The following is a 12,680-nucleotide window of genomic DNA, read 5'->3' on the forward strand; positions in this document are numbered from 1 at the left end:
CGAGCGGTGGCGATGGTCGGCGACGGGGTCAACGACGCCGCCGCGCTCGCCCAGGCCGACCTCGGCCTAGCCATGGGCACCGGCACGGACGTGGCGATCGAGGCGTCCGACCTGACCCTGGTGCGGGACGACCTGCTGGCTGCGGTGGACGCCATCCGGCTCTCCCGCAGCACGCTGGGCACCATCAAGGGCAACCTGTTCTGGGCCTTCGCCTACAACGTGGCGGCCCTGCCGCTGGCCGCCGCCGGGCTGCTCAACCCGATGATCGCCGGTGCGGCGATGGCCTTCTCCTCGGTCTTCGTGGTGGCCAACAGCCTCCGGCTGCGCAGCTTCCGCCCGGTCTCCTGACCAGGCTCGGCCAACCTGTCGGGAACCAGACGGCGGGCCCGTCCGACCAACAGCTGTGACCGACGACATAACCGGGTACGCGTTCGCCGCGGGCCGGGGCGACCACGCCGCCGCCGCGGCGTTCGTCCGGGCGACGCAGCACGACGTACGGCGGTTCCTGGCGCACCTGCCCGGGGTGCGGGAGGTCGAGGACCTGGTCCAGGAGACGTACCTGCGGGCCTGGCGGGCCCTGCCGTCGTTCGCCGGCCGGTCCACGGCGCGGACCTGGCTGCTCGCCATCGCCCGCCGGGTCGCGATCGACCAGGTGCGGGCCGCCACGTCCCGCCCCCGCACCGCGAACCTCGCCGACTGGCAGGCCGCCGCGGAGGCGACGCCCGCCGGGGTGCGTGCCGGGGTGGACGATCAGGTGGTGCTCCACGGGCTGCTCGACGGCCTCGCCCCCGACCGCCGGGAGGCGTTCGTGGCCACCCAGCTGCTCGGGCTGTCGTACGCCGAGGCCGCGCAGGTCTGCGACGTCCCGGTCGGCACCATCCGGTCCCGGGTGGCCCGGGCCCGCGAGGACCTGGTCGCGGCGATGCAGCCCGCGACGCCCAACCGCCGCCGCCGCGGCGGCACCGCCTGACGCCCGGCGGCACCGTCAGGCGGCACCTGTCAGGCGGCGCGGCGGTGGTCCCGGCCGTGCCGGGCCCGGGCCGAGTGGGGCGGCAGCAGGCGCAGCGGGACGGGCTTGTCGACCTCGTCAAGGCGCAGCCGCCAGCGGGACCGCTCCGGCCGCTGCCGGTCGCTCGGGTCACCGGGTTGCCGCATGCTTCGGGACAGCAGCACGGTGATCAGATAACCGACCACCAGGAACCCGTGGCTGACCAGGCGTTCCACGGCGACCTGGGCGGCGACGAGGTCGTTGACCGACAGCAGCACGAGGGTCACCACGAAGGCGCTGAGCATCGGCAGCAGCCCCGAGGGTTCGGTCCGGCGCAGCGCGACGAAGAGGAACCCGGCACCGACCGCGACGTTCCAGGCGGCCGACTCGTGCCACAGGTGCTGGCCGGTGGCGTGCAGGTGCTCGGCCACCTCGGCCCGCCCGATCTGCGCCAGCCCGAGGACCAACTGCACCGCGCCGAGCAGGCCCAGCGCGGCGCGCAGCCCGGTGACCGCGGCGGCGCGTCCGGCGAGCAGTGTGCGCCAGCGCCGGGGGCGCGGTGGCGGCGCGGCGGCGAGGATCGCATCGGTCAGATCCGGCAGCGCGGTCACCACCTGGGTACGCGCTCGCCGGGTCACCATCGCCGCCGTGTCCAGCCAGCTCCGACAGCCGGCGCAGGTTTCCAGGTGCACCGCGACCGTGCCCTGTTCCTCCGGGGTCGCCTCACCGTCCAACTGCGCCGACAGAATCTCCCGCCACTGCTCGCACCCCATGTACAGGTAGTCGCTCGTCAACCCGCCATGGTTCCCGCCGGGACTATCTCGCCAGCCCGAGGGTAAGTGCCCGGTTCGCCAGGGAGAGAGGAGACTGCGGGTGACCGGTCCGTTCGTGAACTGGTCCGGCAGCCTCTCCTTCACACCCGGCGGCTACGCCGAGCCCGCCGACGAGGACGAGGTGCGCGACCTGGTGCTGCGGGCCCGCGAGTCGGGCACCACCCTGCGACCGGTGGGCTCGGGCCACTCGTCGAGCCCACTCGTACGCACCGACGGGACCCTGGTCAGCCTGGATCGGATGGCCGGGGTGGTCGGCCAGGACGGCGAGCGGGCCACCGCCTGGGGCGGCAGCCGGTTGAAGGCGCTCGGCGAGGGGCTCTACGACGCCGGGCTGGCGATGGAGAACCTCGGCGACGTCGACTCCCAGTCGATCGCGGGTGCCACCGCCACCGGCACGCACGGCACCGGCCTCGGCTTCGGCAACCTGTCCACGCAGGTGACCGGGGTGCGGCTGGTCACCGGCGCCGGCGAGGTGTTGGATATCTCGGCGACCGGCAACGCCGAGCTGCTGCCTGCCGCCCGGCTCTCCCTCGGCGCGCTGGGCGTGGTCACCCAGCTCACCCTCGACGTGCAGCCCCGCTACGAGCTGCGCCGGCGGGCCTGGTGCGCGCCGGTCGAGTGGACCCTGGATCATCTGGCCGAGCTGCAGCACACCAACCGCAACATGGACTTCTACTGGTACCCACGCAGCGACCTGACCCAGGTCCGCACGATGAATCGAGCGGACGACCGGCCGGAGGACCGGATGTGGGCGGCCCGCCGGGTGCTGGAGCCCGGCCCGTGGCGTGAGCCCCGGGAACTCGAGGTCGGGCCAACCCACCGGACCATCCCGCAGCACCGGGAGCTGCGCTTCGAGGAGATCGAGTACATGCTTCCGTCGGAGGCGTTCCCGGCCTGCTTCGCCGAGGTCCGGCGGCGGATCCTGAGCCGGCACCGCCGCGTCGTGGGTTGGCGGGTGCTGGTGCGGACCATCGCCGCGGACGACATCTGGCTCAGCAACGCGTACGGCCGCCCCACCACCACCATCGCCTGCCTGCAGAACACCTCGCTGCCGTACGAGGACTACTTCCGCGACATGGAGGCGGTCTTCCGGCAGTACGGCGGCCGGCCGCACTGGGGCAAGAAGCACTGGTTGACCGCCCGCGAGCTGCGCCCCCTCTACCCCCGGTGGGACGACTTTCAGGCGGCCCGCCGCCGCCTCGACCCGGACGGGGTGTTCCTCACTCCCGATCTGGCCCGGCTGCTGGAGGAGGCGTGATGGCGCAGCTCGGGGCGCGGGTGTGGGTGGTGCCCGGTGGGCACATCCCGTTCGGCGGCAGCGGGCCGGAACCGGAGTTCACCGGCTTCGACCAGCTGTCCGTGCTCAACACCGGCGATGCCGAGGCGGAGCTGACGCTGTTCTTCTACTACGAGGACACCGAACCGGTCGGGCCGTACCGCCTCGTCGTCGGCGCCCGGCGGGTCCGGCACGTACGGGTCAACGACCTGATCGATCCGGAGGCCGTCCGCCTCGACCGCCCGTACGGTTGCGTGCTGCGTTCCCCGGTCCCGGTGGTGGTGCAGTTCCTGCGGCAGGACACCCGCATCCCGGGCACGGTGGCGCTCACCGGCACGCTGGCCCACCCCGCCGGTGAATAGCGCCGGTCAGCCGGCGGAGCCGATCAGGACGGACGGGGGTGGCCCGCTCGGCGCGGCCGGCGGGGCGGGGGGCGGTTTCCCGGTCGCGGTGGTGTGCGGTGGTTGAGCCTCGGTGGGTCGCTCCGGCTCGCCGGTCTCGCCGTGCCAGTGGGCGAGCCGGCCGGCCCGGGCGACGGCCCGCAGGCGGCGTTCGGTCCGGTCCCGGACGTGCGAGGTGGTGACCACCAGCAGTTGGTCGCCACGCCGCAGCCGGGTGTCCGGCTCCGGCACGAAGGCGGTGCCGTCGCGTACCACGAGGGTGATCGCGGCCGGTGGTGGCAGTCGCAGCTCGCGGAGGTACACGCCGTGCATCCGCGAGCCGGGCTCGACGCCCAGGTGCAGCAGGTCCGCGTCGATGGCGTCCAGCGGCGCGGCCTCGACCTGGAGGTCCGGACCGAGCCCGGCCGTGCTGAGCCGGAGCCGCTGCGCCAGCCAGGGCAGCACCGGAGCCTGGAGCAGGGTGAACACGACGACCAGCACGAAGACGATGTTGAACAGCTGCTCGCTGCCACCGACCCCGGCGACCACCGGAATGGTCGCCAGCACGATCGGTACCGCACCGCGCAGCCCGGCCCAGGACAGCAGCACCTGCTCCCGCATCGGAACGTTGAACGGCAGCAGGGTGAGCAGCACCGACAGCGGTCGGGCGAGCAGCAGCAGCACCGAGCCGATGGCCAGGGCGGGCAGGATCGCGCTGGGCAGCTCGCGGGGCTCGGCCAGCAGTCCGAGCATGACGAACAGGCCGATCTGGGCGATCCAGCCGAACCCTTCGGCCACCGACACGGTGGCCCGCCGGTGGGCCAGCCGGGCGTTGCCCAGGATCAGCGCGGCGAGATAGGCGGCGAGGAAGCCACTGGCGTGGGCGAGCCCGGCGACGGCGAAGGCGAGGATGCCGCAGGCGAAGGTGGCGATCGGGTACAGGCCCGAGGCGGGCAGGGTGAGCCGACGCAGGAACCACATCCCGGCGGTGCCGACCGCGAGGCCGATCGCGCCACCGACGCCGAGCTCGTAGATCATCTTTGCGAGCAGTTCGAGTGGGCTGGTCGCGGTCAGGCCGGTGGCGCTGAAGGCGAGCACCAGGATGAACGTGGGTGCGTCATTGAGCCCCGACTCGGCCTCCACCAACCCGGCCAGCCGCCTGGGCAGGGGCAGGGTCCGCAGCACCGAGAAGACCGCCGCCGCGTCGGTGGACGACACCACGGCACCGAGCAGCAGTGCCAGCTGCCAGGGAACGTCGAGCAGCAGGCGCGCGCCGAGGGCGGTGACCCCGACGCTGATCAGCACCCCGATGGTGGCGAGCGCCGTCGCCGGGCCCAGCACCGGCCGGATGTCGGCGAACCGGGTGGTCAGGCCCCCCTCGACCAGGATCACCGCGAGCGCCGCCGTGCCGAGCGCCTGAGCCAGCGCGGCATCATCGAAGCGCAGCCCGAGCCCGTTCTCGCCGAGCAGCAGCCCGACCCCGAGGTACGCCAGCAGCATCGGTACCCCGGCCCGGGAGGCGACCCGTGCCGCGGTGACGCTGACCAGCACCGTCGCGGCCACGACGAGCATCAGCAGGTCGATCTGCTCCAGGGTCACCGCGGTACCCCTTCCGCGCGACGTCGAGCCATGCTCCCGCCCCCTCCCGCGATCTGCGGCTACTCCCCGCCTTCGGGATTAGTGCCCTCTGTGAACGTTCGGTCCAGACCCACGGTGACGGTGGTGCCGGCCGCCAGCTCGACCGGCCGGTCCCGGATCAGCACCGTGACCGGTGGATCCACCCCCGGCGGCGCGGCGAGCCGGACGTGGTGGTGGTCGATGCGCAGCTCGATCAGCCGGTTGCGGTACCGGATCACGCAGTCGAGGTGGTCGAGGCTGTCGGGCAGCAGCGGGTTGAGCCGCAGTACATCGCCGCGTACCTCCAGTCCGGTGTAGCAGCGTTGGAGGATGTCCAGTGTGCCCGCGGTCGCGCCGAGGTGGATACCGTCCCGGGTGCTGCTGTGCGCCGGATCGGCCAGGTCGGTGCCGAGCGCGGCGAGCAGCATCTCCCAGGACCGGCGGCGGTCCGTGCGGGCCAGCACCCAGGCGTGGGCGATCCGGCTGAGCGTCGAGCCGTGGGTGGTGCGGCACAGGTAGTAGTCGACGATGTCGGGGATACGGGCCGGGTCGAAGGGGTAGCCGAGCTGGCGCACCAACGCGGTCAGCTCCTCCGCGCTGAACAGGTACAGCAGCATCAGCACGTCGGCCTGCTTGGAGATCCGGTACCGGTTCGGGTCGTCGCCCTCGGCCTGTAGCAGCGAGCCCAGCAGGCGCAGGTCGCCGTACCGCTGCCGGTACCGGTCCCAGTCCAGCTCCGCGAGTTCCCCGTACCCCTCGAACTGGGCGGGGATCCCGTCCGCGACGAACGCCAGCCGCAGCCGCCGGGCGATGTGCGCCCACCGGCGGCGTTCCTCGTCGCCGACGGCGATCGTCCGCCACGGCACCGCCCCGGGGTGCCGGCTGACGATCGCGTACGCCTCGGCTGCCCGGCCGAGCGCCCAGGCGGCCATGAGGTTGACGTACGCGCAGTTGTCCAGCCCCTGGCCGGGCCGCCCCGGGTAGCCGTCGTGGTACTCGTCGGGCCCGGTCACCCCACGGATGTCGTACCGGTCGTCGGCCGGGTCGTAGCTGGCCGCCGCGGCCCAGAACCGGGCCGTCCCGACCAGCAGCTCGAGGCCGGAGGCGGCCAGGAACGACAGGTCACCGGTGGTCTCCCAGTAGCGCCAGGCGGAGTAGGCGATGGCGAGGTTGGCGTGTGGCTGCCGGCCCGTGTAGTCCACGACCCACTCGCCGTTGACCGGGTTGATGGAATGCGATGGGCTCTCGTCCCGCCCGCTGGTGCCGCTCTGCCAGGGGAACAGCGCACCGGCCCCGCCCTCGCTGGCCGCCTGCCGTCGCGCGGCGGTCAGCCGGCGGTGCCGGTACTCCAGCAGCGCCCGGGTCAGCTCGGGAAACCGCAGGTTGAGGTACGGGTAGACGAACAGCTCGTCCCAGAAGATGTGCCCGTGGTAGCCCTCCCCGTGCAGCCCGCGCGCCGGCACCCCCGCGTCGAGGTCGGCCGCGTACGGCGAGAGGGTCTGCAAGAGGTGGAAGGTGTGCACGCGTACGGGCAGCTGCCAGGCGTGCCGCTCACCCACCTCCAACCGGAACCGGTTCCAGAGGTCCCGCCACGCGGCGGTGTGATCGGCGAGCAGCTGCGCGAACGACCCGGCCCGGCGCACCTCCTCCACGGCCGCGACGAGTGGCTCGTCCACAGCGCGGTCCCGGGACGAGAACACCGCAGCCGTCTTCGCCACCACCACCCGTTCCCCGGCGCGCAGGTCGAGCGTGAGTACCTGGCCGATGTCCTCGGCACCGCCCACCTGCCGGCGGCGGGCCGGGCCGCCGCCGGTGACGGTCGTCCGGGCGGTCACCGCCACCAGCTGGTGCGCCCCGCTCGTCGCTGCCGTCAACCAGACGACGTCGGTGCCGTCCGTGCCGCAGGTGATCCCGGTCAGGTGCCGGCCGCAGGTGCCCGGCTCGGTGGCCGTGTTCGCGTTCCGTACGCCGCCGTCGACACCGGAGCGGATCTCGACGCGGCCGGACCAGTTCTCCGCGATGAGGGTGGTCTCCAGCGCGGCGAGGTGGGGTTCCGTCATGGACACCAGACGTCGTTGCCGGATCCGGGTGCGCCGCTGCTCCGGGTCGAGCACCAGCAGCTCGCGCAGGTACAGCCCGCGCTGCAGGTCCAGCGTCCGGTGTTCGTGCAGACGTCGGCAGCGCCCCGGGGCGTACCACTGGCCGGCGGCGGGACGGAAGGTCAGCGGCAGCCAGTTCGGCAGGTTGACGATGCTCTCCTCGCCGCCGTCCGGGCCGGGCCGCCGGTTGTGGAACCCGGCCAGGTAGGTACCGGGGTAGTGGACGCCGTCGGCGGCCGCCTCGGGGTCGGCGCCCCGGGCCGCGAGGTACCCGTTGCCCAGGGTCAGCATCGTCTCCCGGGTGCCCTCGCCCGCCGGGTCGTCATCGGTGTACGACAGCACCCACGAGGCCGGCAGCCCGCCGGTGCACAACTCGCAGCCGGGGTCCGGCTCACCCCGCACCGGTCCTCCTCACCGGGCTCAGCGCAGCTTCAGCGGCCGGGGCCCGGTCGGCGGATGCGGCGGGGCCAGGGTCATCGCGGTTCTCCTCCGGGCTGGCGCGGCGTAGTCACGGGTGCGGGCCGCGGTCTACCCGCCAACTGAAGCGACAAACCCGGAGGATCGGACGCGCCGACGACCCAGACCGACCACGGCCAGCAGCGCCCCGAGCAGTGGGTGGGCGGGCGCTCCGGACTCCGCCCGCGTCAGCTCCAGATGGCTTGCGCCACCATGACGCCGGCGAACGCGGCGCCCAGCCCGGCGGCGACGCTGGCCGCCACGTTGAGCAGGGCGCCGAGCCGGACGCCCTGCTCGAACAGCCGGACCGTCTCGTAGCCGAAGGTCGAGTAGGTGGTCAGCGCCCCGCACAGGCCGGTGCCGAGCAGCGTGACCAGCGACCCCGGCAGCGCACCGGCGGTGGCGCCGCCGACCAGGACGCCGAGCAGGAGACAGCCGGCGACGTTGACCACGAGGGTGCCCCATGGGAAGGCGGAGTCGTGGCGGGCCTGCACCGCCCGGTCCACCAGATAGCGCAGCGGCGCGCCGACGGCGGCGCCGAGCGCGACGAGGAGGAGATTCATGTCGGCTCGCGGCCGGACCGGCCAGCGCGCGGTTTGCTCCGGGTGGCCAGGCGGGCCAGGGCCATCCCGGCCCAGACCGCGGCCAGGGCGCTGAGCAGGGTGCCGGCGAGGTAGAGCAACCCGGTCCGGACAGCACCGGCGGCGACCGCCTGCTGCACCTGCACGGCGTACGTGGAGAAGGTGGTGTAGCCGCCGAGGAGACCGGTGCCGAGGAACGGTCGGACCAGCCGGTGCGCCCGCCATACCTCGGTGACCAGCACCATCAGCACGCCGATCAGCAGGCAGCCGGAGACGTTGACGACGAAGGTGGCCCACGGGAACCCTCGGGGCGGGTGCGGCCAGGCCACGGCCAGCCCGTGCCGGGCCAACCCGCCGACGAGCCCACCGGCGGCCACCGCGGCGAGCAGGCCGGCGGTGCCCTGCCGCAGCTCGGCGCGCTGACCCGGAACGTGCAGATCGACATCCGGGTCGGTGGGCGGTTGGTCAGGCCGCACGAGTCACCTCCTACCGGTGGTCGAGGATAGTGCCGCCGGCTGGCCGATCGTCGCTAACCGGCAGTAGGGTGCGGCGGGTGACCGTGCTGCGTTCCGTGCTGCTGTTCGTCCTGGCCGCGATAGCCGAGATCGGTGGGGCCTGGCTGGTGTGGCAGGGCTGGCGCGAGCATCGTGGGCTGTGGTTCATCGCCGCAGGGGTGCTCGCCCTGGGCGCGTACGGTTTCGTCGCGACCTTCCAACCCGACCCGAACTTCGGCCGCGTCCTGGCCGCGTACGGCGGGGTCTTCGTCGCCGGTTCGCTGGCCTGGGGCATGGTGGTCGACGGCTTCCGCCCGGACCGGTGGGACCTCACCGGCGCGGCGCTGTGCCTGCTTGGCGTGGCCGTCATCATGTACGCCCCGCGCGGTGCCTGACCGCCGCACCACCTGAGCCGGGCGTACGGTGGCGGCCATGCGCGTGCTCTTCGCCAGCCTGGCGTCGGTCGGTCACACCTACCCGATGATCCCGCTGGCGGTCGCCGTCCGCGAGGCCGGGCACGACGTGCACTTCGCCGCCGGGGAGGCGGTGCACGCCCCGTTGGCCGCGAACGGGCTGCGTCCGTTCCGTCCCGCCGACGCGTTCTACGAGATGTACGCCGAGGATCTGGCGCCGGAGCTGGCCCGGTTGGCACCCGACCTGGTGGTGTCGGGCTGGGGGGTGCCGGGGGCCGCGATCGCCGCCGCCCAGGCCGGCATCCCTGGCATCTGGCACGGCTTCGGCCGGATGATCCCGGACGGCATCGGCCTGGAGCTGCCGACCACGGTCGCCGAGGCGGCCGGGCGGCCACACCTCGACATCTGCCCGCCTTCGCTGCAGAACAAGGGCTTCGTCGCCGCCGCGGAGCGGATCGAGTTGCGTCCCGTCCCCTACTCCGAGCCGGCGCCGCTGCCCGGCTGGGACAGCCACCGCCGGTCGCTGCCGCTGATCTACCTGACGCTCGGCACCGCGTTCGGCACCCGGGAACTGCTCGCCACCGTCATCGACGGACTGACCAGGCTGGCCGCCCGCGTCGTGGTCGCCGCCGGTCGGGTGCCGGTGGAGCAGCTCGGCGAGGTGCCGGGCACCGTCACGGTGCGGCGCTGGGTCGCGCAAGCGGAATTGCTGCCGCAGGTCGACGTGGTGGTGCACCACGGGGGCAGCGGCACCACGCTCGGCGCGCTCGCCGCCGGCGTACCGCAGCTGATCCTGCCGCAGGGGGCCGACCAGTTCGCCAACGCCGAGGCGGTCAGTGCCGTGGGCGCGGGGTTGCGCCTGACGCTCGGCGAGGTGAGCGCCGAGGCCGTCGCGGCGTACGTCGGGCGGCTGCTGCCGCACCGATCCGACCACCGCGACGCCGCGCGTGCGCTCGCCGCAGAGATCGCCCGGATGCCGTCGCCGGAGCAGGTCGCCCGCCGCCTGCCGGAGTACGCCCGCGGGCACTGATGCCCATCGGTGCCGGCTGGGCGGTTCGGCGCGCCGAAAGGGCTGGACCGCCGTCGCGTCGACAGTGACCATAAGTAGCTGTCCGGCTGCGAGGAGGTACGCCCATGGCTGCTGTTCCGACCCGACCCCGTACCGGACCCCAGCGAACCGGGCCGGCGGGGCCCGCCGAGTCGGTGCTGCCGGAGCTGCGGGCAATGTGGTGGGAGACGGGGGTACGGGCGCGGGCGGAGGCGGGGCTGTTCGCCGTCTTCGCCGAGCTGCCCCGGTTGGTCTGGGCGGCCCTGCGGATCAGCTGGGGGGCCGACCGGCTGCGCACCTCGGTGGTGGCGGGGGCGACGGTCGGTGCCGGGGTGATGGCCGCGTTCGGGCTGCTCGCCACGCAGCGGGTGCTGGTGGAACTGTTCGCCGGTGGGCCGACCGGGGACAAGGTCGTCGCCGCGTTGCCGGCGCTCGCGGCGTTGGCCGGCGCGACCGCGATACGGGCCGGGATGGGCATCGCCACCGGGTACGCGCTGAACGGCCTGACGCCGCGGGTGAGCCGGGAGGTCGAGCGGGGCCTGTTCGAGGTGACCACCGCAGTGCGGTTGGAGGCGTTCGACGCGGACGCGTTCGCCGACGACATGGAACGCGCCTCCCGGGGCACGGACTCGGCCATCGACCTGGTGCAGGCGTCGATGAACCTGCTCGCCGGGCTGGTCGGGGTGATCGCGGTGGCGGTCGCCGTGGTGGTGATCCACCCGTTGTTGCTGCTGGCGTTGCTGTTCGCGACGGTGCCGAACGCGTGGGCGTCGCTGCGGGCGGGGCATCTGCGCTACCAGACCTACATCACCGGCTCGGTACGGCGGCGCCGGATGTGGCTGCTGCACCGGCTGATGGCCGAGCGGGACTCGGCACCGGAGCTGCGCTCGTACGGGCTGCGCCGCTTCCTGCTCGACCAGTACGACCGGGTGATGGGGGTGGAGACCGACATCCAGCTCGCCCTGGCCCGCCGGGTCACCACGACCACCACGGTCGGGTCGGTGATCGGGGGCGTCGCCACCGCCGTGGTCTACATCCTGCTCGGCCTGCTGCTGATCGACGGGCAGATCCCGCTCGCCGCCGCAGCGACCTGCGTGATCGCGGTGCAGGCGGCGCAGCGCTCGCTGTCCGTCGTCACCTTCCAGGTCGACCGCGTCTACACCGAGGGCCAGCACTTCCGCGACTACACCGGATTCATGACCCGGGCTGCCGCCTACCTGCCCGGGCCGGCCGGCCCCACGGCCCCCGACCGGCTGCGGGTACTGGCGGTCGACGGGGTGAGCCTGCGCTATCCCGAACGGGACAACCCGGCGGTGGACCGCGTCACGCTGACCATCGAGGCGGGACAGACCGTCGCCTTCGTCGGGGAGAACGGCTCGGGCAAGAGCAGCCTCGCCGCGATGATCGCCACGCTGCGTACGCCCACCGAGGGCGCCATCCGCTGGAACGGCCGGCCGCTGCCCGACTGGGACCGCGACGGGCTGCGGACCCGCATCGCCGTGGTCACTCAGGAGTACCACAAGTGGCCGTTCACCGCGGCCACGAACATCGCCATCGGCGACATCGACACCGAGGCCCGGCAGGACCGGATCGAGGCCGCCGCCGCCCGCGCCGTCGCCGATGACATGATCCGCGAGCTACCCCACGGGTACGAGACGCTGCTCGACCGCACCTTCGCCAACGGGCAGGACCTCTCCGGCGGGCAGTGGCAGCGCATCACTGCCGCCCGTGGGTTCCTCCGCGACGCGGAACTGCTGGTCATGGACGAGCCCTCCTCGGCGCTCGACCCGCGCGCCGAGGACGCGCTGTTCCAGGCCATCCGCGACCGGCAGGGCCGCCGTACCACGATCCTGATCACCCACCGGCTGGCCAACGTCCGGCACGCCGACCGGATCTTTGTCCTGCACCACGGTCGCCTGGTCGAGGCGGGCACCCACGACGAGCTCATGGCTGCGGGCGGCCGCTACGCCGACCTGTTCACCCTTCAAGCCGCCGGCTACGCCGCCACCGGCCGCACCCCCACCCCACGACGCCCCCCGACCGCCCCCGACGCCACCGCCAGCTGACCCCGACTTACCCAGCCGCGTGCCCGCGCGGGTCGGGCAAGCGTGATCATGGGGTGGCGGTCAGGGGGTCTGGCAGGTGCAGGTACCGCCGGTGCAGGTCGGCGGGTGTCTGCGGCGATGCGTCCACCAGTAGGCGGCGCCGGCTAGCGTGGCCAGGGCGACTGCGATGCCGGGCATCCAGGCGCCTGCGAGGGCCCAGCCGGTGCCGGAGAGCATCCCGGCGGCCAGCAACAGCGGGATGGCGCAGCACGCGGCGCAGGCGACCCCGGCGAGGCCGGTCAGCCCGGACGGCAACATCCGGCGTACGCGGTTGACCGGCGTGGGCATGACGGCTCCCGGCGACGGCGGGGAAGTTACGTGATCAACGGGCGTCGGCATCGGGACCTCCGGCGATGGTGGCGAACGGGATCGGGCAGCAGGGTTGCCCGG

General features: G+C 73.6%; 13 protein-coding genes. 7 read left to right on the forward strand and 6 right to left on the reverse strand.

The genetic code is table 11. From position 1 onward, the window contains the following. On the forward strand, positions 1–348 hold a 348-nt coding region (locus AB0M52_RS20770), incomplete at its 5' end, for an HAD-IC family P-type ATPase (RefSeq protein ID WP_363955990.1). 55 nt (positions 349–403) lie between these two features. Continuing rightward, positions 404–970, forward strand: a complete 567-nt coding sequence (locus tag AB0M52_RS20775) for a sigma-70 family RNA polymerase sigma factor (protein ID WP_363955993.1) — start codon at positions 404–406, stop codon at positions 968–970. A gap of 29 nt (positions 971–999) precedes the next feature. On the opposite strand, the gene AB0M52_RS20780 is transcribed toward AB0M52_RS20775, so the two are convergent. Continuing rightward, complete coding sequence (locus AB0M52_RS20780; protein WP_363956016.1) at positions 1,000–1,761, reverse strand: zf-HC2 domain-containing protein; 762 nt, start codon at positions 1,759–1,761, stop codon at positions 1,000–1,002. Positions 1,762–1,861: 100 nt separating this feature from the next. Here AB0M52_RS20780 and AB0M52_RS20785 point away from each other — a divergent pair, with 100 nt between their 5' ends. Beyond that, positions 1,862–3,079 carry a D-arabinono-1,4-lactone oxidase gene (locus AB0M52_RS20785; RefSeq protein WP_363955996.1) on the forward strand — a complete coding sequence of 406 codons (1,218 nt, stop codon included), beginning with the start codon at positions 1,862–1,864 and terminating at the stop codon, positions 3,077–3,079. Further along, the gene (locus tag AB0M52_RS20790; protein ID WP_363955998.1) at positions 3,079–3,459 is read left to right on the forward strand and encodes a sensory rhodopsin transducer; all 381 of its coding nucleotides are present in this window, start codon (positions 3,079–3,081) and stop codon (positions 3,457–3,459) included. Before AB0M52_RS20785 ends, AB0M52_RS20790 begins: the two co-directional genes overlap by 1 nt. A 6-nt stretch (positions 3,460–3,465) precedes the next feature. On the opposite strand, the gene AB0M52_RS20795 is transcribed toward AB0M52_RS20790, so the two are convergent. From AB0M52_RS20795 to AB0M52_RS20810, 4 genes are all read right to left on the reverse strand, one after another. Continuing rightward, on the reverse strand, positions 3,466–5,076 hold the full coding sequence (locus AB0M52_RS20795) for a potassium/proton antiporter (RefSeq protein WP_363956001.1): 1,611 nt from the start codon (positions 5,074–5,076) through the stop codon (positions 3,466–3,468). A 59-nt stretch (positions 5,077–5,135) separates the two neighbouring features. Continuing rightward, on the reverse strand, positions 5,136–7,595 hold the full coding sequence (locus AB0M52_RS20800; protein WP_363956003.1) for a glycosyl hydrolase family 65 protein: 2,460 nt from the start codon (positions 7,593–7,595) through the stop codon (positions 5,136–5,138). Positions 7,596–7,837: 242 nt separating this feature from the next. After that, positions 7,838–8,212, reverse strand: a complete 375-nt coding sequence (crcB, locus tag AB0M52_RS20805) for a fluoride efflux transporter CrcB (protein ID WP_363956006.1) — start codon at positions 8,210–8,212, stop codon at positions 7,838–7,840. Beyond that, the gene (locus tag AB0M52_RS20810) at positions 8,209–8,706 is read right to left on the reverse strand and encodes a CrcB family protein (RefSeq protein WP_363956008.1); all 498 of its coding nucleotides are present in this window, start codon (positions 8,704–8,706) and stop codon (positions 8,209–8,211) included. The genes crcB and AB0M52_RS20810 overlap by 4 nt, the downstream gene beginning before the upstream one ends. 77 nt (positions 8,707–8,783) lie before the next feature. On the opposite strand from AB0M52_RS20810, the gene AB0M52_RS20815 reads away from it, so the two are divergent. The 3 genes from AB0M52_RS20815 to AB0M52_RS20825 all read left to right on the forward strand — a co-directional run bounded on the left by AB0M52_RS20815 (position 8,784) and on the right by AB0M52_RS20825 (position 12,251). Continuing rightward, on the forward strand, positions 8,784–9,119 hold the full coding sequence (locus AB0M52_RS20815; RefSeq protein WP_111212821.1) for a YnfA family protein: 336 nt from the start codon (positions 8,784–8,786) through the stop codon (positions 9,117–9,119). Positions 9,120–9,156: 37 nt separating this feature from the next. Next, the gene (locus tag AB0M52_RS20820; protein WP_363956011.1) at positions 9,157–10,167 is read left to right on the forward strand and encodes a glycosyltransferase; all 1,011 of its coding nucleotides are present in this window, start codon (positions 9,157–9,159) and stop codon (positions 10,165–10,167) included. A 194-nt stretch (positions 10,168–10,361) separates the two neighbouring features. Beyond that, entirely contained in the window at positions 10,362–12,251 is a 1,890-nt protein-coding gene (locus AB0M52_RS20825) for an ATP-binding cassette domain-containing protein (protein ID WP_363956019.1), read from the forward strand. Positions 12,252–12,311: 60 nt separating this feature from the next. On the opposite strand, the gene AB0M52_RS20830 is transcribed toward AB0M52_RS20825, so the two are convergent. Further along, positions 12,312–12,578: a hypothetical protein gene (locus tag AB0M52_RS20830; protein ID WP_363956014.1), complete on the reverse strand. Its 267-nt coding sequence runs from the start codon at positions 12,576–12,578 to the stop codon at positions 12,312–12,314. Between the last annotated feature and the right edge of the window lie 102 nt (positions 12,579–12,680).

This window comes from Micromonospora sp. NPDC051296, from assembly GCF_040682255.1.
Classification (GTDB): domain Bacteria; phylum Actinomycetota; class Actinomycetes; order Mycobacteriales; family Micromonosporaceae; genus Micromonospora; species Micromonospora craterilacus.

Bases quoted from the DNA above. Each gene is read 5' to 3' on its own strand.
- AB0M52_RS20780 (WP_363956016.1), bottom strand. From the start codon at position 1,761: ATGGGGTGCGAGCAGTGGCGGGAGATTCTGTCGGCGCAGTTGGACGGT.
- AB0M52_RS20790 (WP_363955998.1), top strand. From the start codon at position 3,079: ATGGCGCAGCTCGGGGCGCGGGTGTGGGTGGTGCCCGGTGGGCACATC.
- crcB (WP_363956006.1), bottom strand. From the start codon at position 8,212: ATGAATCTCCTCCTCGTCGCGCTCGGCGCCGCCGTCGGCGCGCCGCTG.
- AB0M52_RS20820 (WP_363956011.1), top strand. From the start codon at position 9,157: ATGCGCGTGCTCTTCGCCAGCCTGGCGTCGGTCGGTCACACCTACCCG.
- AB0M52_RS20825 (WP_363956019.1), top strand. From the start codon at position 10,362: ATGTGGTGGGAGACGGGGGTACGGGCGCGGGCGGAGGCGGGGCTGTTC.
- AB0M52_RS20830 (WP_363956014.1), bottom strand. From the start codon at position 12,578: ATGCCCACGCCGGTCAACCGCGTACGCCGGATGTTGCCGTCCGGGCTG.